General features: G+C 71.0%; 19 protein-coding genes and 1 pseudogene. 10 read left to right on the forward strand and 10 right to left on the reverse strand.

The window, feature by feature from the left end; all coding sequences use genetic code 11:
• Positions 1–79: 79 nt before the first annotated feature.
• Genes ACIA5G_RS20280 through ACIA5G_RS20290 form a run of 3 tightly spaced genes read left to right on the forward strand, consistent with a single transcriptional unit; the run spans position 80 to position 2,528 of the window.
• A complete protein-coding gene (locus ACIA5G_RS20280; RefSeq protein ID WP_395925290.1) occupies positions 80–811 on the forward strand; it encodes an SDR family oxidoreductase in 732 nt (243 codons plus the stop codon).
• A 5-nt stretch (positions 812–816) separates the two neighbouring features.
• Entirely contained in the window at positions 817–1,755 is a 939-nt protein-coding gene (locus ACIA5G_RS20285; RefSeq protein ID WP_395925292.1) for an RNA polymerase subunit sigma-70, read from the forward strand.
• Positions 1,752–2,528: a decarboxylase gene (locus ACIA5G_RS20290; RefSeq protein ID WP_395925294.1), complete on the forward strand. Its 777-nt coding sequence runs from the start codon at positions 1,752–1,754 to the stop codon at positions 2,526–2,528. The genes ACIA5G_RS20285 and ACIA5G_RS20290 overlap by 4 nt, the downstream gene beginning before the upstream one ends.
• Here the strand turns inward: ACIA5G_RS20290 and ACIA5G_RS20295 are convergent.
• Together ACIA5G_RS20295 and ACIA5G_RS20300 are read right to left on the reverse strand one after the other, a co-directional pair.
• Positions 2,503–3,207, reverse strand: coding sequence for an ANTAR domain-containing response regulator (locus ACIA5G_RS20295; protein ID WP_395926465.1), 705 nt, complete (start codon positions 3,205–3,207; stop codon positions 2,503–2,505). The genes ACIA5G_RS20290 and ACIA5G_RS20295 overlap by 26 nt on opposite strands.
• 185 nt (positions 3,208–3,392) lie before the next feature.
• Complete coding sequence (locus ACIA5G_RS20300; RefSeq protein ID WP_395925296.1) at positions 3,393–3,926, reverse strand: CGNR zinc finger domain-containing protein; 534 nt, start codon at positions 3,924–3,926, stop codon at positions 3,393–3,395.
• An 85-nt stretch (positions 3,927–4,011) separates the two neighbouring features.
• On the opposite strand from ACIA5G_RS20300, the gene ACIA5G_RS20305 reads away from it, so the two are divergent.
• A complete protein-coding gene (locus ACIA5G_RS20305; RefSeq protein ID WP_395925298.1) occupies positions 4,012–4,944 on the forward strand; it encodes a DMT family transporter in 933 nt (310 codons plus the stop codon).
• On the opposite strand, the gene ACIA5G_RS20310 is transcribed toward ACIA5G_RS20305, so the two are convergent.
• From ACIA5G_RS20310 to ACIA5G_RS20335, 6 genes are all read right to left on the reverse strand, one after another.
• Complete coding sequence (locus ACIA5G_RS20310) at positions 4,853–6,760, reverse strand: RICIN domain-containing protein (protein WP_395925300.1); 1,908 nt, start codon at positions 6,758–6,760, stop codon at positions 4,853–4,855. The two genes, ACIA5G_RS20305 and ACIA5G_RS20310, sit on opposite strands and share 92 nt — an antisense overlap.
• Positions 6,761–6,848: 88 nt before the next feature.
• Positions 6,849–8,591 (reverse strand): beta-galactosidase family protein, encoded by a 1,743-nt coding sequence (locus tag ACIA5G_RS20315; protein WP_395925302.1) that lies wholly within the window; start codon positions 8,589–8,591, stop codon positions 6,849–6,851.
• Positions 8,584–10,122: an alpha-N-arabinofuranosidase gene (locus ACIA5G_RS20320; RefSeq protein WP_395925304.1), complete on the reverse strand. Its 1,539-nt coding sequence runs from the start codon at positions 10,120–10,122 to the stop codon at positions 8,584–8,586. Before ACIA5G_RS20320 ends, ACIA5G_RS20315 begins: the two co-directional genes overlap by 8 nt.
• Positions 10,119–11,462 carry an ABC transporter substrate-binding protein gene (locus ACIA5G_RS20325; protein ID WP_395925306.1) on the reverse strand — a complete coding sequence of 448 codons (1,344 nt, stop codon included), beginning with the start codon at positions 11,460–11,462 and terminating at the stop codon, positions 10,119–10,121. Before ACIA5G_RS20325 ends, ACIA5G_RS20320 begins: the two co-directional genes overlap by 4 nt.
• Before the next feature lie 29 nt (positions 11,463–11,491).
• Complete coding sequence (locus ACIA5G_RS20330; protein ID WP_395926468.1) at positions 11,492–12,355, reverse strand: carbohydrate ABC transporter permease; 864 nt, start codon at positions 12,353–12,355, stop codon at positions 11,492–11,494.
• 16 nt (positions 12,356–12,371) lie between these two features.
• Complete coding sequence (locus ACIA5G_RS20335) at positions 12,372–13,301, reverse strand: carbohydrate ABC transporter permease (RefSeq protein WP_395925308.1); 930 nt, start codon at positions 13,299–13,301, stop codon at positions 12,372–12,374.
• 128 nt (positions 13,302–13,429) lie between these two features.
• On the opposite strand from ACIA5G_RS20335, the gene ACIA5G_RS20340 reads away from it, so the two are divergent.
• From ACIA5G_RS20340 to ACIA5G_RS20350, 3 genes and pseudogenes are all read left to right on the forward strand, one after another.
• Positions 13,430–14,419, forward strand: a complete 990-nt coding sequence (locus ACIA5G_RS20340) for a LacI family DNA-binding transcriptional regulator (protein WP_395926470.1) — start codon at positions 13,430–13,432, stop codon at positions 14,417–14,419.
• Positions 14,420–14,506: 87 nt separating this feature from the next.
• Positions 14,507–14,664, forward strand: a pseudogene (locus ACIA5G_RS20345) (IS110 family transposase); the annotation flags it as partial.
• Between the two features lie 172 nt (positions 14,665–14,836).
• Positions 14,837–15,022 (forward strand): hypothetical protein, encoded by a 186-nt coding sequence (locus ACIA5G_RS20350; RefSeq protein ID WP_360683721.1) that lies wholly within the window; start codon positions 14,837–14,839, stop codon positions 15,020–15,022.
• Between the two features lie 3 nt (positions 15,023–15,025).
• Here the strand turns inward: ACIA5G_RS20350 and ACIA5G_RS20355 are convergent, their stop codons facing one another.
• Positions 15,026–15,661 (reverse strand): DsbA family oxidoreductase, encoded by a 636-nt coding sequence (locus tag ACIA5G_RS20355; RefSeq protein ID WP_395925310.1) that lies wholly within the window; start codon positions 15,659–15,661, stop codon positions 15,026–15,028.
• A gap of 65 nt (positions 15,662–15,726) precedes the next feature.
• Here ACIA5G_RS20355 and ACIA5G_RS20360 point away from each other — a divergent pair, with 65 nt between their 5' ends.
• Both ACIA5G_RS20360 and ACIA5G_RS20365 read left to right on the forward strand, forming a co-directional pair.
• Positions 15,727–16,326: a QsdR family transcriptional regulator gene (locus ACIA5G_RS20360; RefSeq protein ID WP_395925312.1), complete on the forward strand. Its 600-nt coding sequence runs from the start codon at positions 15,727–15,729 to the stop codon at positions 16,324–16,326.
• Between the two features lie 218 nt (positions 16,327–16,544).
• On the forward strand, positions 16,545–17,474 hold the full coding sequence (locus ACIA5G_RS20365) for an alpha/beta hydrolase family protein (protein ID WP_395925314.1): 930 nt from the start codon (positions 16,545–16,547) through the stop codon (positions 17,472–17,474).
• A gap of 36 nt (positions 17,475–17,510) precedes the next feature.
• Here the strand turns inward: ACIA5G_RS20365 and ACIA5G_RS20370 are convergent, their stop codons facing one another.
• A complete protein-coding gene (locus ACIA5G_RS20370) occupies positions 17,511–18,488 on the reverse strand; it encodes an NAD(P)-dependent alcohol dehydrogenase (RefSeq protein ID WP_395925316.1) in 978 nt (325 codons plus the stop codon).
• A 96-nt stretch (positions 18,489–18,584) separates the two neighbouring features.
• Here ACIA5G_RS20370 and ACIA5G_RS20375 point away from each other — a divergent pair, with 96 nt between their 5' ends.
• Positions 18,585–19,247: a TetR/AcrR family transcriptional regulator C-terminal domain-containing protein gene (locus tag ACIA5G_RS20375; protein ID WP_395925318.1), complete on the forward strand. Its 663-nt coding sequence runs from the start codon at positions 18,585–18,587 to the stop codon at positions 19,245–19,247.
• Positions 19,248–19,254: the final 7 nt, after the last annotated feature.

The raw sequence follows: 19,254 nt of genomic DNA on the forward strand, positions 1-19,254 counted from the left end.
GAGTCACTCAGCGACGGATTCCTCCTCCGAGACTGGTCTTGATCCGGTCCGCACCGAATCGACCACTCCGGAGAGCCCGATGCCCGAACCCACCACCACCGCCGTTGTCACCGGGGCCGGCCGCGGCTTCGGCCGGGCGATCGCCGCCGCGCTGGTAACCGCCGGATACACCGTTGTCGGCATCGCGCGCAGCGAGCGGGACCTCGAAGCCGTGCGTGACGAGCTCGGCGCGCGGTTCCTGCCGGTCGCCGCCGACGTCACCGAGGACGCCCTCGCCGAGGACGTGCTCCGCGAACACCGGCCCGGCCTGCTCGTCCTCAACGCCGGCGCCGTGCCGCACATGGCGCCGGTGCACGAGCAGACCTGGGAAACCTTCAGCCGCAACTGGCACGTCGACACCCGGCACGTCTTCGGCTGGACGCGCGCCGCGCTGCGGCAGCCCCTCGAAAAGGGCGGTGTGGTCGTCTCGATGTCCAGTGGCGCGGCCATCGGCGGCTCGCCGCTCAGCGGTGGGTACGCCAGCGCGAAGGCGGCGATCCGGTACCTGCGCGCGTACGCCGCCGACGAGTCGGAACGCGCCGGACTCGGCCTGCGCTTCGCGACGCTCCTGCCGCAGCTGACCCCGGCCACCCGCCTCGGCACGACCGGCGTTGACGGTTACGCCGCGCGCAACGGGGTCGATCACAACACCTTCGTCCAGAACATGGAGTCGGTCCTGACACCGGAGCAGGTGGCCAAGGCCGTCCTCGAGGTGGCCGGCGGCAGCGCCGCGGAATATCAGGTCAGCGGCACCGGGCTGCGTACGCTCTGACTGCCATGCCCGACTTCGCCACGCAGGCCGAACCGTTCCGGCCCGAGCTGCTCGCGCACTGCTACCGGCTGCTCGGCTCGATCCACGACGCCGAGGACCTGGTGCAGGAGACGTACCTGCGGGCGTGGCGGGCGTTCGACCGCTTCGAGGGACGCTCTTCGGTGCGGCGCTGGCTGTACAAGATCGCCACCACGGCCTGCCTGACCGCGCTGGAAACCCGGGCCCGGCGGCCGCTGCCGTCGGGGCTGGGCGCACCGGCCGAGGACCACCGGGTGGCGGTCGCGGCCGCCGACCCCACGGTGCCGTGGCTCCAGCCGGCCCCCGACGCGCTGCTCGACCCGGCGGCGGTCGTGGCCGGGCGCGCCGGGGTGCGGCTGGCGTTCGTCGCCGCGCTGCAGCTGCTGCCGGCCCGGCAGCGGGCGGTGCTGACCTTGCGGGACGTCCTGGCGTTCCGGACGGCGGAGGTCGCCGAGATGCTCGGCACAACACCCGCGGCGGTCGACAGCGCGCTGCGCCGGGCCCGCGACCGGCTGGCCGACACGGGTCCGGTCGAGGCGGACCTGACGGAGCCGGCCGAGCACGGCCCCTTGCTCGACCGCTACGTCGACGCGTTCGTCCGGGCCGACGCGGGTGCGCTGGTGGCGCTGCTGCGTGCCGACGTCGAGCTGGAGATGCCGCCGATCCCGACGTGGTTCACCGGGCGGGACGCGGTGGCCGGCTTCCTGACCCGCCGGGTGCTGCGCCCGGGGAACTGGCGGCTGGTGCCGACCCGGGCGAACGGCCAGCCCGCTCTACTCGAATACGCGGCCACCGGTGACGGCCGGTTCGAAGCCCACGGCGTCCAGGTGCTGACGCTGTCCGGCGCCCGCATCGCGCGCATCACGGCGTTCAACGACCCGGCGCTGGTCCCGGTGTTCGCGGCGCCCGCCATGATGGGGCCATGACCCGCATCGGCCTCCTCTACCCGACGCGCGACTGCGGCGAAGACGACTTCGCCGAGCTGTGCCGCCGGCTCGACCCGGGCCTCGCGCTCGACTTCGCCTACGTCGAGTGGGGTGCGGGCATCACCCGCGTCGACGACCTCGACGCCGAGGAGCAGGAAGCCGCGGTACGCGAGCTCGGGGCGCCCGAAGGCCTGACGAAGGCGGCGGACGAGTTCGCCACGGCCCCGGACGTCGTCAGCTGGGCGTGCTCCAGCTGCAGTTTCACCCGCGGTCTCGACGGCGCCCTCGAGCAGGCCGGCACCCTGGCCTCACACCTCGGCGTCCCGGCGAGCAGCACCTCCCTCGCCTACCTGACGGCCCTGGACCGGCTGGAGATCACCCGCGTCGCGCTGGCGTCGGTCTACCACCCGGACCTGACCGCCGCCTTCTCCCGCTTCCTCGCCGAAGCGGGGGTGACCACGGTGCACGCCGTCTCGGCCGATGCGGCCTCCGACCGGGCGCTCGCCGCGTGGGACACGCGGCAGATCACCGACCTGGTGGCCGCGGCCGACCACGGCGAGGCGCAGGCAGTGCTCGTGCCGGAGACCGCGTTGCACACGACGCCGTTGCTCGCCGAGCTGGAAGAGCGGCTCCGGAAGCCCGTGCTGACCGCCACCGCCGTCACGCTCTGGGACGTGCTGGACCGGACCGGCATGGCGCCGGAGCGGGCCGGCCTGGGGACGCTGTTCGCCCCGGCGGGACAGCTCCCTACTGGCGGCTCATCCGCTTCGTGAAGCGCGCGGCGACGTCGCGGAGCTTGGTGTTCGTGTGCTGCGACTCGACGATCAGGCGCTGCATCGCCGAATCCTCGCTCACCCGGTGGATCAGCATCAGCATGCCCTTGGCCTGCTCGATCACCGCGCGTGTCTCCATCGCGTTGTGCAGTTCTTCGGCGAGGCGGCGGGCCTCGCGGTAGCGGCGGGTCAGGCGCAGGACGGTCTCCACGCAGAGCGTGAACAGCCGCAGCACCTTCGTGTCGAACTCGTGGTAACCGTGGGCCCCGAAACCGAACAGCGTGACCGCGCCGACGAGCGTGTCGTCCACGCGCAGCGGCACCGCGAGGTAACTGCCGACGCCGAGGTCCTTCGCCGCGGCGACGAACTCGGGCCACTGGTCACCCGTCTCGCCGACCGCGACCCGCACGACCTCGCCGGTCAGCGCGGCGAGCAGGCCGGGGCCGTCGCCGGCCGCGTACTGCACGTCGTCGATGCGCCGGGCGCGTTCGTCGGTGAAGGCCGCGGTCTGCGTCCGGCCGTCGCGGACGACGAGGATGCTGGCCAGGTCCGCGTCGGGCACCACCCGGACCGCTTCGCCGCAGACGGCGTCGAGCAGCCCCGGGGTGTCGGACACCGATTCGAGGACCCCGACGAGATCGGCCAGGACGGCGTTCAGCTCGTCGACCCGCTCCGCCATGCCGTCGCCGGTGGTCGGCACAGCCCCACCCCTCCCATGCGTCAAGCGGCGAGCACGGGAAAGAGCTCGCCAGCAGCGTCAACCGAGACCACCGCTGGCGTTTCAACGGGTCCGGGAAGACTCTACCGGCCGCCGCGGTCCGGTTTGTCGGCACGCCCGGCGGGTCTGCGCACCGGTGCGCGCTGCTAGACCTTCTGCCGCGCCCGGAACTCGGCCACCTTCGCCCGGTTCCCGCAGGAGCGCATGTCACACCAGCGCCGCGCCTGCTTGCGGGAGTTGTCGACGTACAGCCGCGTGCACTGCGGGTCCGAGCACTCCTTGACCGTCGCCGGGCCGCCCAGCAGCTCCACCGCCGCGCGGGCGACCTCCGTCAGCACCTCGCCGAGGCCGCCGCTCCGGCGTACCGACCCGTCCTCCGCGAGACCGATCTCCACCACCGGGCCCGCCGCCGCCTCGTTCAGCACCCGCCGATCGGCCGGCCGGTGACCAGTGCCGTTGATGGCCGCCAAGGCCAGGTGGTATACGGCCTCGCGCAGCCGCACGGCGTCGGCCAAGCCCTCTTCGGACACCGTCACCAGGCGGTCGACCAGGCCCGTGCCCGCGACCCAGCGGGCCAGGTCGGCCGGGGTGGGGAGCAGCTCCTGGACGTCGCTGCGGCGGTGCCCGACCGTGCCGACCAGGTCCAGGGCGAGGTTGCCGGTGCCGTACTTGAAGTCCACAACCGTGAGCGTAACCGCATGGACAGGTTACCGCCACGGCTGCTAGCGTCCCGGTAACCACTTCGACCGGTTACCGGAGGATCCGATGAGGGCAGAGCTCGCCGTGCGCCCGCTGTTCGTGGTGCTGTGGAGCAGCGCCTTCATCGCCGCCGTGTTCGGCACTGCCGCGGTCCCGCCGCTGCTGCTGACGTTCTCGCGCTTCGCCATCGCCGGGGTGCTGCTCGCCGGGATCGCCCTGGTCGCCCGCGCGCCGTGGCCGCGCGGACGGCAGCTGCTGCACGTCGCGGTCACCGGGCTGCTCATGCAGGCCGTGCAGTTCGGCGCGTTCTACCTGGCGATCGCGCGCGGCCTGCCCGGCGGGGTGGTCGCCCTCGTGCAGGGGCTCAACCCGGTGGTCATCGCCCTGCTCGCGGGCGGGGTGCTCGGCGAGCGGATCACCCGCGCGCAGTGGCTCGGTTTTGCGATCGGCGGCGCCGGGGTCGCGCTGGCCGTGGCCGACCAGCTGCACGTCTCCGCGTCCGGCATCGTCCTGTGCTTCGTCGGCCTCCTGGGCTTGAGTTTCGGGACGGTGTACCAGAAGCGCTTCGCCACCGGCACCGACGTCCGCAGCAGCACGGCGGTGCACTTCCTGGTGAGCGCGCCGTTCGTCGGCCTCGCGTCGCTGCTGCTGGAGACGCCGCACGTCGGCGACTGGACGGCGTTCGGCCTGTCGCTGACGTGGATCGTGCTGGTCAACTCGGTCGGCACGTTCCTGCTGCTCAACCTGATGCTGCGCCGCGAGGCCGCGAGCCGGGTCGGCACGCTGTTCTTCCTGACCCCGGCCGTCACGGCGCTGCTGGCCTGGCTGATCAACGGCCAGACCCTCGACGCCGTGACGATCCTGGGCCTGGCCCTCGGCGGCGCGGGTGTCCTGCTCGCCGGCTCGGCTAGCGCGCGACCGCCTGCCAGCGCTGGTTCGCCCCGTTCGTCGGCCGGTACAGCCCCACCCGTGCCCCGTCCTCCCGTGCCTCACCGGTGACGTCGAGCAGCTGCCCGTCCGCCGCGTTGACGAAGGTCCAGGTGCCGTCGCCGGTGGTCGACAGCGTCCACAGCGCCGCGTTGCCGGTCGTGCCCGGCGGGGCCAGGGTCACCGCGCCGCCGGACGTGCTGAGGACCTGGCCCGTTCCCACGTTGGTCAGCGTGAACCGGTCGCGGTTGCCGTAGCGGCCCGTGCGGTCGGTGAGCGTCCAGCGCTGTGCGGCCGCCGAAGCGTCCGTCGTGCGCTGGAGCAGCGTGCCGTTCTCCGCCGACAGCGACTTGCCGCTCTGCACGCCGGTGAAGGTGAACGGCTTGCCCGAGCCGAGGCCCGTCCCGGCGGCCGTCGAACAGACGCCGTCGACCACGAACGTCGTCACCGACCGCGCCGGAACCCGCAGCGTGGCGTGCGCCGACGTCACCCGCACCGGCTTGCCCCGGCGAAGCGCACCGGTGACGTCGGTGACGACCGGCGTCACCGTGGCACCCGGCCGGATCGACCCGAAGCCGGACAGGTCCAGCGTGACGTCCTGCTCGGTGGTCCCCGAGTTGGTGTGGACCACGGAAGACAGAGCTTCCCCGCGCATCGCGGCCGTCGACGCGGTGTCGTTCACCGCGACCAGCCGGTCACCCGGGCGGATGTAGTGGGTGAAGTTCCGCATCGTGTCGAACTTCGTGTTCGTCCTGATCGGACAGTCCGAAGTGGTGCAGTCGAACGGGACCTGGATCTCGCCCCAGTTCATCCCGGCGGCGGTCTCCCCGCCCGGCTTCATGTTGTTGTAGTCCTCGATCGGCTGCCAGCTCACCCACGCGCCCGGCTCGAGCAGCCGCAGGTCGTCGCCGATCTGGGTGGCCATGCCGAGGCCCGGGTCCATGCTGGTGAAGTCCTGCCGGTCCAGCCAGCTGCCGCCGACCTCGCTCATCCACAACGGCTTGGCCGCGCCCTTGGCGATGTCGCGCGGGATCGGCCGGTTGCCGGTGCCGTAGGTGTGCACGTTCAGCCGCCCGGCCGCCGCGCGGGCCGACGCCGACCAGCCGTTCCAGTCGGCGGCGAAGATGTCCGGGTTGGTCTCGTCGGGCGCGGAGACCTGGGTCCCCGGCAGCGCCGCGGCCATCGCCGGGATCAGCTGGGACTGCACCGACGGCCCGATGTGCGCCCCCTCCTGCCGTCCGCCCGTGGGGTTGCCATCGGCGCCGAGGGTCGTCTTCCAGTAGTTCGTGTTCGGCTCGTTCAGCGGGTTCACCGACGCGAACTTGATGCCGTGCGCGCGTTCCAGGGTGCGCACCACCTGCGCCAGGTACGCGGTGAAGTCACCGATCTTGTCGGGACGCAGCTGCTCGTCGGTCGCGGTGAACCCACCCGAGACATAACCCGACACGGTCTGGAAGTACGGCGGTGAGTTGCTGAACGCCTCCCACTTCGTGACGCGGTTCTTGATCCGGTCGACCCACCAGCGCTGGTTCGGATCGGCGGCGGCGTTGAACTCGGCCGGGTCGCCGGGGGTCCACCAGTCCTTGTCGGCACGGGTGGTACCGGCCGGCGCCTTCCACCAGCCCGGCACCGCGCCACCCGCACGCAGGTACGGCGGGACGTCGGGGGCGTTGCCACCGCCGATGTTGAACCGGGCGATGTTCAGGTTCAGCCCGTCGGCGCCGAAGACCAGGTCGGCCAGCCGGTTCCGGACCGCGTCCGGGTAACCGCCGGTCGCCTCGGCCATCCACGCGAGGCTGGCGCCCCAGCCTTCGAACGGCTGCTGCCGGTAGGCCGGATCGGGTTTCACCGTGACGGCGGTGGCCGCTTCAGCCGGTGCTGCAACCACCGCCGTGACGGTGAGTGGTACCCAAAGGATGGTCAGGAAACGCCGCAGGTTCATCGTCGAACTGCCCTTCGTTCCGGTGGGGGACTTCTCAAGCCTCCGTGTGACCCAGCAGCGGCCGCGGCACGAACCGGGCCGCCGGGTCGAGCATCGTGTCCAGTTCCAGCACCACGAGTTCGTTGGCCCCGGCCCGGACCACCGGGCGTGGCACGTACAACGTCCGCTGCGGCCCGCGCCGCCAGTACCGGCCGAGCGGGAACCCGTTGAGCCAGGCGATTCCCTTGCCCCACTCCCCGGTGTCGAGGAAGAGGTCCGCGGGTGCGTCGAGGACGACGTCGGCGCGCAGCAGCACCGGCCCGGCCAGCGGTCCCTCCACAGTGGACGAGACCAGCGGCCCCGGCAGGGCGGTCAGGTCGAGGGGCAGCACGTCCCAGCCGGCCAGCGGCTCGCCGTGCAGCGAAGCGCCGCCGATGATGCCCTTCGCCTCGCCGATCCGCGGGCCGTAGTCGACGCGGCCCTGGTCCTCGACCAGCACGAGCAGCTCGCCCTGTGCTCGCGGCAAGGCGAGCGCGCGGTCGTGGTGCTCGCGCAGCAGAGTTCCGACGTGAGCGCCGTCGAAGAACACCGTCGCCCGGTCGCGGACCTCGCCGAAGGTCAGCACCCCGGGCCGGTCCCCTGTCACCGAAGTGCGCAGCAACGCCAGCCGCGGCATCGGCGTCAGATCGTCGAACGCAGGCAGCTCCTCGTGGAACTCCCAGGCGCCCCAGCGCTCCGGGGCGTCCAGCAGCCGGACCGGGTCGCGCAGCACCGCACTCGGTGTCGGCGCGGGCCGCGCCGGGGGCGGGACGGTGTCGGGCACCTTGTGGTAGCGGGCGATGACGTCGCGGAACGCGTGGTACTTCGGGGTCGGGTCGCCGGCTTCGTCCAGCGGCGCGTCGTAGTCGTAGGACGTGACCAGCGGCTGGTAGACACCCTTGTCGTTCGCGCCGTTGGTCAGCCCGAAGTTGGTGCCGCCGTGGAACATGTACAGGTTGACCGACGCGCCCGCGGCGAGCAGCGCGTCGAGCTCGGCCGCCGCGTCCGCCGCCGGCGTCGTGTGGTGGTGGGCGCCCCAGTGGTCGAACCAGCCGTTCCAGAATTCGCTGCACATCAGCGGCCCGGTCGGCTGATGCGCGCGCAGGATGGCGAGCCGGGCCTCGGCGTTCGAGCCGAAGGACGCGGTGCGGTGCAGCCCGTCGAGGCTGCCCGCTTCGAGCATGTCCGGCTGGTCCACTGTGGTCAGTGGCACGGTGACCCCGCACGAACGTGTGTGCTCGGCCAGCGCCTTCAGGTACCGCTTGTCGTCGCCGAACGCGCCGTACTCGTTCTCGACCTGGACGAGCAGCACCGGACCGCCCCGGTCGACCTGGTGCGGCACGACGACTTCGTAGACACTCGTGAGATAGGAGCGCACGGCGTCGAGGTAGCGTGGCTCGAACCGGCGAACCCCGACCGAAGGGTCGCGGAACAACCACGCCGGCAGCCCGCCGTTGTCCCATTCCGCGCAGATGTACGGGCCGGGCCGGACGATCGCGTACATCCCCGCGTCGGCGATGAGCCGCAGGAACCGGTCGAGGTCGAGCCCGCCGGAGAGGTCGAACTCCCCCGGTGAGGGGGCGTGCGCGTTCCACGGCACGTACGTCTCGATGGTGTTGAGCCCCATCCGCCGCGCCTTGTCGATCCGGTCGGCCCACAGGTCCGGGTGCACCCGGAAGTAGTGCAGGGCGCCGGACAGGATGCGGAACGGGCGGCCGTCGAGCAGGAAGTCGGTCTCCCCGATGGCGAACTCAGGCATGCGGGCCCGCCTCGGGGGACAGCTGGAGCACGGTCCAGGACAGGGGCGGCAGCGTCACGGTGATCGTGGTCCCTCCAGCGTCGGACGTCGCGGCGGCGCCGGGTAGCGGCACCGGCCGGACCGGTTGGGCGTCGGCGGTGTTGACGGCGTGCCTCGACTCGCCGTCGGGCGCGGTGAGGGTCTCGGCGGAGTAGACGCCGAACCGCGCGCCGCGCAGGCGAAGCCGGACCTCGGTCGGCGACGCCGTGGCGCGGTTGGTGAGGAACACCGCGCCACGCCCGCTTTCCTCGGCTGTCGCGGCGACGTCGACGAGGTCGACTTCGCCGTGTTGCGCGGTGCGCAGGCGCTCACCTTCGACGGTCAGGCGCAGGCTGACCCCGCTCGCCAGCGCGGCGACCTGCCGGAACGGGTGGAACGTCGCCTGCCGCCAGGCCGGACCGCCCGGCTCGGTGCGGATCGGCGCGATGACGTTCACCAGCTGGGCCTGGTTCGCCATGGTGACGCGGTCGACGTTGCGCAGCAGCGAGCTCAGCAGCGAGCCGACGACCACCGCGTCGGTGACCGTGTAGGTGTCCTCGATGATCCGCGGGTGTTCCCGCCAGCCGCCCTCGGCGAGCCGCGCCTGGTCGACCTCGTTCCAGCGGCGCAGGTCCCAGACGTTCCACTCGTCGACGCTGATCCCGATCCGCTTGTCGAGCCCCAGTTCGGCGAGGGTCTCGTCGATGATCCCCGCGGTGGTCTCGATGTACCGGTCGAGGGCGGCCGAGCTGGCCAGGTAGCTGTCGGTGTCACCGTGCAGCTCCTGGTAGTAGGCGTGCAGCGAGATGTGGTCGACGAGCTCCGCGGTGTGCCGCAGCACCGTGCGTTCCCACGAGCCGAATGTCGGCATGTCGGCGTGGGAGCTGCCCGCGACGACCAGCTCGACACCCGGGTCGATCATCCGCATGACCCGCGCGGTCTCCGCGGCCAGGCGGCCGTACTCGTCGGCGGTCTTGTGGCCGATCTGCCACGGGCCGTCCATCTCGTTGCCGAGGCACCACAACTTGAAGCCGAACGGGCGGTCAGCGCCGTTCGCGCGCCGCCGCTCGCTCAGCTCCGTGCCGCTCGTGTGGTTGCAGTACTCGAGGACGTCGGCGGCCTCCTGGATGCCGCGGGTGCCGAGGTTGACCGCGTACATCACCTCGACGCCCGCCGCGTCGGCCCATTCGGCGAACTCGTGCAGCCCGAAGCGGTTGGATTCGACGCTGTGCCAGGCCGGGTCGAGCCGGGCCGGCCGATCCGGCCCGACACCGTCCTCCCAGCGGTAGGCGGAGACGAAGTTGCCGCCGGGGTACCGGACCACGGTCGGGCCCAGTTCCCGCACCAGCTCCAGCACGTCCCCGCGGAACCCGCGTTCGTCCGATGTGGCGTGCCCGGGCTCGTACAGTCCCGTGTAGACGGACCGGCCCATGTGCTCGGCGAACGAGCCGAAGAGGCGACGCGGGACCGGGCCGATGACCTCACCCGCGTCGCCTTCGATGTGGACCGTCATCCGGCGCTGACCGTGAAGCCCTGCTGGTTGCCGTAGTCGACGATGGCCTGCTGCCAGGCCGCCAGCCCGGCGTCGAGCCCGGTGGCGTTCAGGTAGGCCTTGCCCGCGGTGTCGCTGAAGACGCTGTTGGCGTAGGTCTGGTACGGCAGGTAGGTCCAGCCCGGCGCGACGTCCTTCGACGCCTGGGTCAGCACCTGGTTGACCTTCTGGCCGCCGAAGTACGGCACGGCCTGGTCGACGAACGCGGGCGAGGTCAGGTCGGCCGTGGTGGACGGGAAGCCGCCGCTCTTGATGAACGGCTGGACACCGCCGTCGTGGTTGAGCCAGCGCACGAACGCCGCGGCCAGCGCCGGGTTCTTGCTCTGCTTGAGCACCGACTGCGTGCTGCCGCCGTTTTCCGCGGTGACCGCCTTCTGCCCGTCGTAGGTCGGCATCGGCGCGACCGCCCACTTGCCGCTGCCCCCGGGCACCGACGAGATGAAGTTGCCCGGCATCCAGGCGCCGGTGACCAGGGAGGAGATGGTGCCGTCACCGAGGGCGCGGAACCAGTCGTCGGACCACTCCTTGACCGGGGCGAGCAGCTTCCCCTGGATCAGCTGGTCCCACATGGCGGTCCACTTCTTGGTGCCCGCGTCGGCGAAGTTCACCTTCACGTTCCGGCCGTCGACGCTGACCGGGTGCCCACCGGCCTGCCAGATCATGCTCAGCGCGAACCCGGGGTCACCGGTGTCCGAGGTGATGTACTTGGTGGGATCGGCCGCGTGCAGCTTCTTGGCCGCGGCGATGTACTCCTCCCACGTCTTCGGCACGGCAATGGCGTTCTTGTCGAAGACTTCCTTGTTGTAGAACAGCGCCATCGGGCCGGAGTCCTGCGGCAGGCCGTAGACCCCGTTGCCGTTCTTGACCTGGGCCCACGTCGAGGCGCTGTAGTCCTTTTCGAACGACCCGAAGCCGTACTGATTCAGGTCGGCCAGTGAATCGGTCAGCGCGAACTGCGGGAGGGCGTAGTACTCGATCTGCGCGACGTCCGGCGCGCCGGAGCCGGCCTTGATCGCGTTCTGCAGCTTGGTGTACTCCTCCTTGTTCGTCCCGGCGTTGACGTAGTTCACCTTGACGTTCGGAAATTCCTTCTCGAACGCGGCGACCTGGTCCTTGGCCGAGGGCGTCCAGCTCCAGTACGTGATCGACCCGCCCGCCTTGAGCGCGGCGTCGACGGAGTCCTGGGTGCCGGTGGCGGCCGCGGGCCCGGCCGTGGACCCTCCGGACGAACAGCCGACCGCGAGAGCGGCGGCGAGCGCCACGGCGGCGAACGCCTTGGCGCGACTGCGGATGCGTGACATCGAGTGTCCCTTCACGACGGTGTGACGGCTCATTGCTTGACGCTCCCCGCGCTCAGTCCCGATTGCCAGAACCGTTGCATGAACAGGAAAGCGATGACGAGGGGGATGATGGTGAGCAGCGACCCGGTGAGCACCAGGTTGAAGATCGGCTGCGCGCCGGCGCCGTTCGCCTGCGCGCTCCACTGGTTGAGCCCGACGGTCAGCGGGTACCACTTCGGCTCGCTGAGCATGATCAGCGGCAGGAAGTAGTTGTTCCAGGTCTGCACCATCGTGAACAGCGCGACCGTGACGATCCCGGGCACCAGCTGGCGCAGGGTCACCGTGAGGAAGATCCGGAACTCTCCCGCGCCGTCGATCCGCGCCGCCTCCATCAGCTCGTCCGGGATGGCGTCGGCGGCGTAGACCCAGATCAGGTAGAGGCCGAACGGGCTGATCAGCGACGGGATGATGACGGCCAGCGGGGTGTTCGTCAGCCCGAGCTTGCTGAACATCAGGAACGTCGGCACGGCGAGCGCCGTCGTGGGGACGGCCACGGCGCCGAGGACGATCGCGAACACCGCCCGGCGGCCGGGGAAGCGGTACTTGGCCAGGCCGTAGCCCGCCGCGGTGGCGAGGATCGTCGCGCCGCCGGCGCCGACCACGACGTAGAGCAGGGTGTTCCCCAGCCAGCGGAAGAAGATGCCGTCGTTGTAGGAGAACGTCTGCCCGATGTTGTCGAAGAGGGCGAACGGGCCGCCGAAGGACAGACCCGACGTCGAGAACAACGCGGGCTGGCTCTTGGAAGCGTTGATCACCAGCCACACCAGCGGAATGAGGGTGTAGACCAGGTACAGCGCCATGACGGCCGTGAGCGTGCGCGACTTGCGGGGGCGCGTCACCGAGAGCGTTTTCATCGGAACAGCGGCCACGTCACATCCCCTTCCGGGAACCGCGCAGCTGCACGACGTAGGCGATGATCGCGGTGATCACGCCCATCACGATCGCGACCGTGGCGGAGTAGTTGTACTGCTGGCCGGCGAAGGAGAGGTTGTAGGCGTACATGTTGGGTGTGTAGAAGGTGCCGATGATGTTCGGCACCAGGTTGCGCATGATGTTCGGCTCGTTGAACAGCTGGAAGCTGCCGATGATCGAGAAGATCGTGGCGATCACGATGGCGCCGCGGATCGCGGGGAGCTTGACCGACCGGATCACCCGGAACGTGCCGGCGCCGTCGATCGCGGCCGCCTCGAACAGCTCCGTGGGGATCACCTTGAGCGCGGAGTAGAAGATCAGCATGTTGTAGCCGACGAACTCCCAGGTGACGACGTTGCCGATCGAGGTGAGCAGCCAGTTCTGCGACAGCGGTTTCACCGCGTCGGTGCCGAGCAGGTGGTTGAGGTCGGCGGCGAGTCCGAAGTGGTCGCCGTAGATGAAGCCCCACATCAGCGTCGCGACCACGGCGGGCACCGCGTACGGCAGGAAGATCACGATCCGGAAGAACCCGGCGGCGTGCAGCCGGGCGCTGTCGATCGCCAGCGCCGCGACCAGCGCGAGCAGCAGCATGATCGGCACCTGCACGGCGAGGAACACCAGCACCCGCTGGAAGGACTCCCAGAACTTCGGGTCGCCGAGCACCTGCGTGTAGTTGGCGGCGCCGACGAACACCGTGCCGCCGAAGAAGGCCTGGTCGCGGAAGAGGCTGAGCACGAACGCGTAGACGACCGGCGCGATGAACGTCAGCGCGAACACCAGCATGAAGGGAGCGACGAAGAGCCAGCCTCGCCACTTCCGCCGCGGCCGGCGGGCCGGCGGCGCCGGGCGGGCGGGCACCGTGACGGGCGGAGCCGCTGTGGACGTCATCGTCTTCTCCGGTGTTGCAGATGTTTACGTCAACATGGACGGCCGAAGGGTAACGTGTTGACGTAAACATGTCCAGGAAGCCCGAGGAGTCACCCGTGCCGGCAGTTTCCCCGCGTCGTGGACCGTCGATGGCGGACGTGGCCCGCGAGGCCGGTGTGTCGGGCCAGACGGTGTCCCGCGTGGCGAACGGGAAGACGAACGTCGACGACGCCACCCGCGAACGGGTCCTCGCCGCGATGCGCCGGATCGGCTACCGGCCCAACAGCGCGGCCCGCGCGCTGCGCAACGGCAAGTTCCGCAGCATCGGCGTGATCATCTCGGCGCTGCCGACGTTCGGCAACAGCCGCACGCTCGACGCCATCGCGGCGGCGGTGGTGCCCGAGGGCTTCTCGATCATCCTGATGCCGGTGACGCGGCCGACGCAGGGCGAGGTCACCGGGGCGTTCAGCACGCTGAACGAGCAGGCCGTCGACGGCGTCATCATCCTCATCGAGCAGCACCAGCTCGACCAGAGCGAAATCGAGCTGCCGCACGGGCTTCCGGTCGTCGTCATCGACTCCAGCGCGCGCTACGACTACCCCGTCGTCGACACCGACCAGGCCGACGGCGCCGCCACGGCGACCCGGCACCTGCTGGAGCTGGGGCACACCACGGTCTGGCACATCGCGGGCCCGCCGCAGTCCTACTCCGCCGAGCGGCGCCGGAAGTCGTGGCGGGCCACTTTGGAGCTCGCGGGCGCGTTCGTCCCACCGGTGCTGACCGGCGACTGGTCTCCCGCGTCGGGCTATGAGGCGGGGCTGACGCTGGCCGCCGACCCGGCGGTGACCGCGGTGTTCGTCGCGAACGACCAGATGGCACTGGGCCTGCTGCGCGCACTGCACGAGGCGGGCCGGTCGGTGCCGGGCGACGTCAGCGTGGTCGGGTTCGACGACATGGAGGAGTCGGCGCACTTCTGGCCCCCGCTCACGACGATCCGCCAGTCGTTCGAAGCGGTCGGCCGGCACGCGGTGGAGGCACTGCTGGCGGAGATCGAAACCGGCGCGGAGGTCGGTGAACCGGTGACCGTCCCGACCGAACTGGTGCTCCGGTCCAGCACGGCGCCGCCACCGCCGCGCTGAAACGGAGACCGGGCATCGCGGCTCCGCGCCGGAACTGTCGGTGCCTGCCGGGCCGGCGATGCGCCGCATCGCCGCCGCCCGCTCGCTGCCACCCGCATCCGAGGCTTGCTCACCGGCACCCCACGCCGCGCTGGAGCGGGCGGTCGGACCGAAGGGTCAGCCACCCGGCTGTCCTGGAGATCCTCTCCCGTTGCGGCGGCCCGGCAGGCATTACCAAGGCCGGGCGCCGCAAGCTCAAACACGCGTTCTTCCCAGCTGCGTTCGCCGCCTTGCACGACGGGGCGCCCCCGCGCGCCGAGATTCTCGTTTGACTGCGCGGGACCGGGGGAATTACTGGCCACCGAGCCGGATCCCCCGGTATCGCGAATGTCGCAGTGGTGTGGACCATTCGGCCCACCGCTGCAGAAACGAGGCGTCATGCTCGCCATCCTCGCCGCCGTGCTCTTCGGGCTGGCCCTGATCATGGAGCTGGCCGGGTTCGGGCTCGGCCCGGTCATCACGACCGGGACGCTGACCACGGCCGGGCTGCTGTGCGTCGCCCTGCACCTGGCCGGCGTCGCCACCGACCGGTCGCGGTTCTCCCGGAGCCGCCGCCGGCGCTGAGCCTCAGCCCGCCGCGGGCTCCAGCGCGCGGCGGAGCACCTGGGTGAACACCTCGGGCGTCTGGGCGCCGGCGACACCGAACCTGCTGTCGATCACGAAGAACGGCACACCGGTGGCGCCGAGCGCCCGCGCCTGTTCGCCGTCCGCCGTCACCTCGGCTTCGTAGGCGTCCGACTCGAGGACTTCGCGCGCCTCCGCGGCGTCGAGCCCGGCTTCGGCGGCCAGCTCCACGAGCGAGTCACGGTCGAACAGCGACCGCCGCTCGGTGAAGTGCGCGCGGTAGAACCGGTCGACGACGGCGTCGGCCAGCCCGCGGTCGGCGGCGAGGTGGACCAGGCGGTGGCCGTCCACGGTGTTGCCCATGTGGACACCGCCGAGGTGGTACTCGAGGCCGTCGGCGGCGGCGCGCTGTTCCATCTGCGCCTCCATCTCGTCGGCTTCTTCGAGCGTCCGGCCGTACTTCTCGGAGAGGATCTCGCGGGTCGGCCGGGACTCCCCGCGCGGGAACGCCGGGTCGAGCTGGAACGAGTGGTGCACCACCTCGACGTCGACACCGAGCTCGGCGACCGCCCGCTCGAAGCGACGCTTGCCGAGATAGCACCAGGGACAGACGAGATCGGACCAGATGTCTACGCGCACCACACCACGTTAACCCCGGTGGTGGCACGCACTTCAAGGTAACCGGCCCGGACTAGGGTGGGCCGGTGACCGTCTCGACCGACGACATCGTCCGGCACGCGGCGCGGCTGCTGTTCGCCGGGACGCGCCTCGACCTCGGCCGGATGGCGACCGAACTGGGGATCTCGCGCACGACGTTCTTCCGCCGCGTCGGCAACCGTGACGACCTGATGGGCGCCGGGCTGAGCCTGCTGTCCGTGCGGACCTGGCAGCGCGCGCTGGACCACTGGCGCGCGGAGTACGGCGAGGCGCCGCGAACCCCGGAGGGCCGGCTGCGGTCCTTGTGGGTCATGGAGGAGTACCGCCGCGAGGTCGCCGGCAGCGAGGGCATGCGCAAGCTGATCGAGGCGGAGTCGACGGTGGCGCTGCGGGTGCTGACCGACCCGCGCGGCGCGGTCCAGCCCACCCTGGTCGACGCGCACGTCGACCTGTTCCGCGCCGACGCCGAAGCGGCCGGGCTGACCCCGCTGGTCGGCCTGCCGGACCTGGCGTTCGCCGTGGTCCGGCTCGGCGAGTCGTTCCTCTACGCCGACGTCCTGGCCGCGCGCACGGTGGACCTGGCGGTCGCGACCACGTTGCTCGACACCCTGGTCCAGGGCGCTTTGGAGCCGGTCGCCGTCCACTGAACCGCGCGTCGCGGGTCACTGAACAAGCGCACAGTCGGTCAACCACTCACCCGTTCGGCCGTTGTGGAACATTTCGGCGAAGTGTTTCATAAGGCGACGGGAAAGCGGTTACCCCGCGTCCCGTCCGCGGCATGCACTTTGTTGCCGTGCAAGGCTTTTATCGGTCCGCCCGTCCGTATCCGGGCTGCTTCCACCTGCCCGGGGAAAGAGAGCGATCCATGTCCGTACTCACCAGCCCGCCGACGTCGTCTGGCCCGGGTGAGAAAATTTCCCGCCGCCGGGGGTGGCGCGCCAAGGCCGCCGGTGTTGTCCTGACCGCACTGGCGGTGACGGCCGGAGTCGCGTCGCCGGCGCCGGCCGCCGACAACCCCTACGAGCGGGGCCCCGCCCCGAGCAACTCCAGCATCGAAGCCAGCCGGGGCTCCTTCGCGACCAGCACCACCACCGTCTCGCGGCTGTCCGTCTCCGGTTTCGGTGGTGGCACCATCTACTACCCGACGTCGACGACCGCCGGCACGTTCGGCGCGGTCTCGATCGCGCCCGGCTTCACCGCCACGCAGTCGAGCATGGCCTGGCTGGGCCCGAGGCTCGCGTCGCAGGGCTTCGTGGTCTTCACCATCGACACGATCACCACGAGCGACCAGCCCGACAGCCGGGGCCGGCAGCTGCTGGCCTCGCTGGACTACCTGACGCAGCAGAGCTCGGTGCGGTCGCGGATCGACAGCAGCCGGCTCGGTGTCGTCGGGCACTCGATGGGCGGCGGCGGCACACTGGAGGCGGCGCGCTCGCGGCCGTCCCTGCAGGCCGCGGTCCCGTTGACCGGCTGGAACCTGACGAAGAGCTGGTCGACGGTGCGGGTGCCGACCCTGGTCGTCGGCGCGCAGTCGGACACCGTCGCGCCGGTGGCTTCGCACTCGATCCCGTTCTACACCAGCCTGCCGTCCTCTTTGGACAAGGCGTACCTCGAACTGCGCGGCGCCAGCCACTTCGCCCCGAACTCGTCCAACACGACGATCGCGAAGTACACACTGTCCTGGCTCAAGCGGTTCATCGACAACGACACCCGGTACGAACAGTTCCTGTGCCCGATCCCGAGCACGAGCTTGTCGATCTCCGACTACCGGGGCAACTGCCCGCACAACGGCTGACCGGGTCCCGGGAGGCGCCGTGCGCGCCTCCCGGGTTCACACCGTGACTGCCACTTTTCCCTTGGCGTGCCCGGCTTCCTGGTACGTGAACGCCGCGCGGAGGTCGTCGAACGGGTAAGTCCGGTCGACGACCGGCGTGAGCGCGCCACGCTCGGCGAGCTCGGTGAGCACCAGCAGGTTCCGCTTCTTCTCCCGGCACCCGACCACGTCCGGCAGCCGCACCCGCCGGCGCACGAACGGCCCGGCGGCCGCCGCGGCGAAGACGTGCCCGGCGGGCTGGAGCCAGCGTCCGGCCTTGCCGCCGACCGCGACGAACACCCCGTCCTTCGCCAGCACCCGGCGGCACGCGACCAGTGAGCGGCTGCCGGCGATGTCGAGCACCACGTCGTAGCGCCGCCCGCTGCGCGTGAAGTCCGCTTCGCGGTAGTCGACGACGTGCTCCGCGCCGAGCGAACGAGCCAGGTCCGCGTTGGCCGCGCTGCACACGGCGTCCACCTGCGCACCGAGCGCCTTGGCCAGCTGGACGGCGAAGGTGCCGACGCCGCCGGAGGCGCCGTTCACGAGCACCCGCTGCCCGGCCCGGACGCCCCCGGCGTCCCGCAGCGCGATCAGCGCGGTGAGCGCGGCCATCGGCAGGGTCGCGGCCTGTTCGTAGGACAGGTTGGCCGGTTTCGGCGCCAGCAGCTCCTCCGGAACGCAGACGTATTCGGCGTGACCACCCCGCGGCAGCAGCGCGTAGACGTCGTCACCCGGGCCGAAGACCTTGCCCGCCGTCTCGACCCGGCCCGCCATGTCGCAGCCGAGGATGCCGATCTCCGGGCGGCGCAGGCCGAAGCCGCCGGGCATCAGCCGGGCGAGGTACGGCTCGCCTCTCAGGTAGTGCCAGTCGTACGGGTTGACGGACGTGGCGCGCACCCGGACCAGCACTTCGCCGGCGGCGGGCACGGGATCGGGGACGTCCTCGAAGGTGAGGTTTTCCGGTGGGCCGTACGCACGCTGGACCAGGGCTTTCATGTCGCCTCCGCGATTCTTACGTCGTAAGTCGTACAACGTAAGGTACGCCGTGCACGGCAAGGCGGTCAACCGGCCTTACCTTGTACGATCTTGGGCGTGACCACGGAAGCGCGGATCCCCCTCAGCCGCGAGCGCGTGCTGCGCGCGGCGGTGGAGCTGGCCGACGAGCACGGACTGCGGGCGCTGACGATGCGGCGGCTCGCCGAGGAGCTCGGCGCCGAGGCGATGTCGCTCTACTACCACGTGGCCAAGAAGGAAGACGTGCTCGACGGGATCGTCGACGTCGTGGCCCAGGAGATCAACAACGCGGTCGCCCGGCTTTCCCCGGGCCCGGACTGGAAACAGGCCGTGCGGAGCCGGATCCTCACGGCGCGCGAGGTGTTCCTCCGCCACCGCTGGGCGCCGGAGCTGTTCGAGACGAGGTCGTCGAAGAGCCTGGCGGTCCTGCACTACTACGACGCGCTGGTCGGCCGGCTGCACGACGGCGGGTTCTCCTACGACCTGATCCACCACGCACTGCACGCCCTCGGCAGCCGCGCGCTCGGGTTCAGCCAGGAGCTGTTCGACCCGGCCGCCGGCGACTCCACGGACGTGCCGGCCGAGCTGGCCGCCCAGCTGCCGAACCTGGTGGGCATGTTGAGCGAAATCGCCCACGACGACCCGGCGTCGACACTGGGCTGGTGCGACGACCAGACGGAGTTCGAGTTCGGCCTGGACGTCATCCTCGACGGCCTGGACCGGCTGCGCGACCAGTCCTGAAGCGTCG

It is taken from the genome of Amycolatopsis sp. NPDC051758 (assembly GCF_044453095.1).
GTDB lineage: Bacteria > Actinomycetota > Actinomycetes > Mycobacteriales > Pseudonocardiaceae > Amycolatopsis.

What these genes read in the sequence shown, in the direction of transcription:
- ACIA5G_RS20280 (WP_395925290.1), top strand. Translation starts at nt 80, where the DNA reads ATGCCCGAACCCACCACCACCGCCGTTGTCACCGGGGCCGGCCGCGGC.
- ACIA5G_RS20285 (WP_395925292.1), top strand. Translation starts at nt 817, where the DNA reads ATGCCCGACTTCGCCACGCAGGCCGAACCGTTCCGGCCCGAGCTGCTC.
- ACIA5G_RS20290 (WP_395925294.1), top strand. Translation starts at nt 1,752, where the DNA reads ATGACCCGCATCGGCCTCCTCTACCCGACGCGCGACTGCGGCGAAGAC.
- ACIA5G_RS20295 (WP_395926465.1), bottom strand. Translation starts at nt 3,207, where the DNA reads ATGGCGGAGCGGGTCGACGAGCTGAACGCCGTCCTGGCCGATCTCGTC.
- ACIA5G_RS20305 (WP_395925298.1), top strand. Translation starts at nt 4,012, where the DNA reads ATGAGGGCAGAGCTCGCCGTGCGCCCGCTGTTCGTGGTGCTGTGGAGC.
- ACIA5G_RS20315 (WP_395925302.1), bottom strand. Translation starts at nt 8,591, where the DNA reads ATGCCTGAGTTCGCCATCGGGGAGACCGACTTCCTGCTCGACGGCCGC.
- ACIA5G_RS20320 (WP_395925304.1), bottom strand. Translation starts at nt 10,122, where the DNA reads ATGACGGTCCACATCGAAGGCGACGCGGGTGAGGTCATCGGCCCGGTC.
- ACIA5G_RS20325 (WP_395925306.1), bottom strand. Translation starts at nt 11,462, where the DNA reads ATGTCACGCATCCGCAGTCGCGCCAAGGCGTTCGCCGCCGTGGCGCTC.
- ACIA5G_RS20330 (WP_395926468.1), bottom strand. Translation starts at nt 12,355, where the DNA reads ATGAAAACGCTCTCGGTGACGCGCCCCCGCAAGTCGCGCACGCTCACG.
- ACIA5G_RS20335 (WP_395925308.1), bottom strand. Translation starts at nt 13,301, where the DNA reads ATGACGTCCACAGCGGCTCCGCCCGTCACGGTGCCCGCCCGCCCGGCG.
- ACIA5G_RS20340 (WP_395926470.1), top strand. Translation starts at nt 13,430, where the DNA reads ATGGCGGACGTGGCCCGCGAGGCCGGTGTGTCGGGCCAGACGGTGTCC.
- ACIA5G_RS20350 (WP_360683721.1), top strand. Translation starts at nt 14,837, where the DNA reads ATGCTCGCCATCCTCGCCGCCGTGCTCTTCGGGCTGGCCCTGATCATG.
- ACIA5G_RS20365 (WP_395925314.1), top strand. Translation starts at nt 16,545, where the DNA reads ATGTCCGTACTCACCAGCCCGCCGACGTCGTCTGGCCCGGGTGAGAAA.
- ACIA5G_RS20370 (WP_395925316.1), bottom strand. Translation starts at nt 18,488, where the DNA reads ATGAAAGCCCTGGTCCAGCGTGCGTACGGCCCACCGGAAAACCTCACC.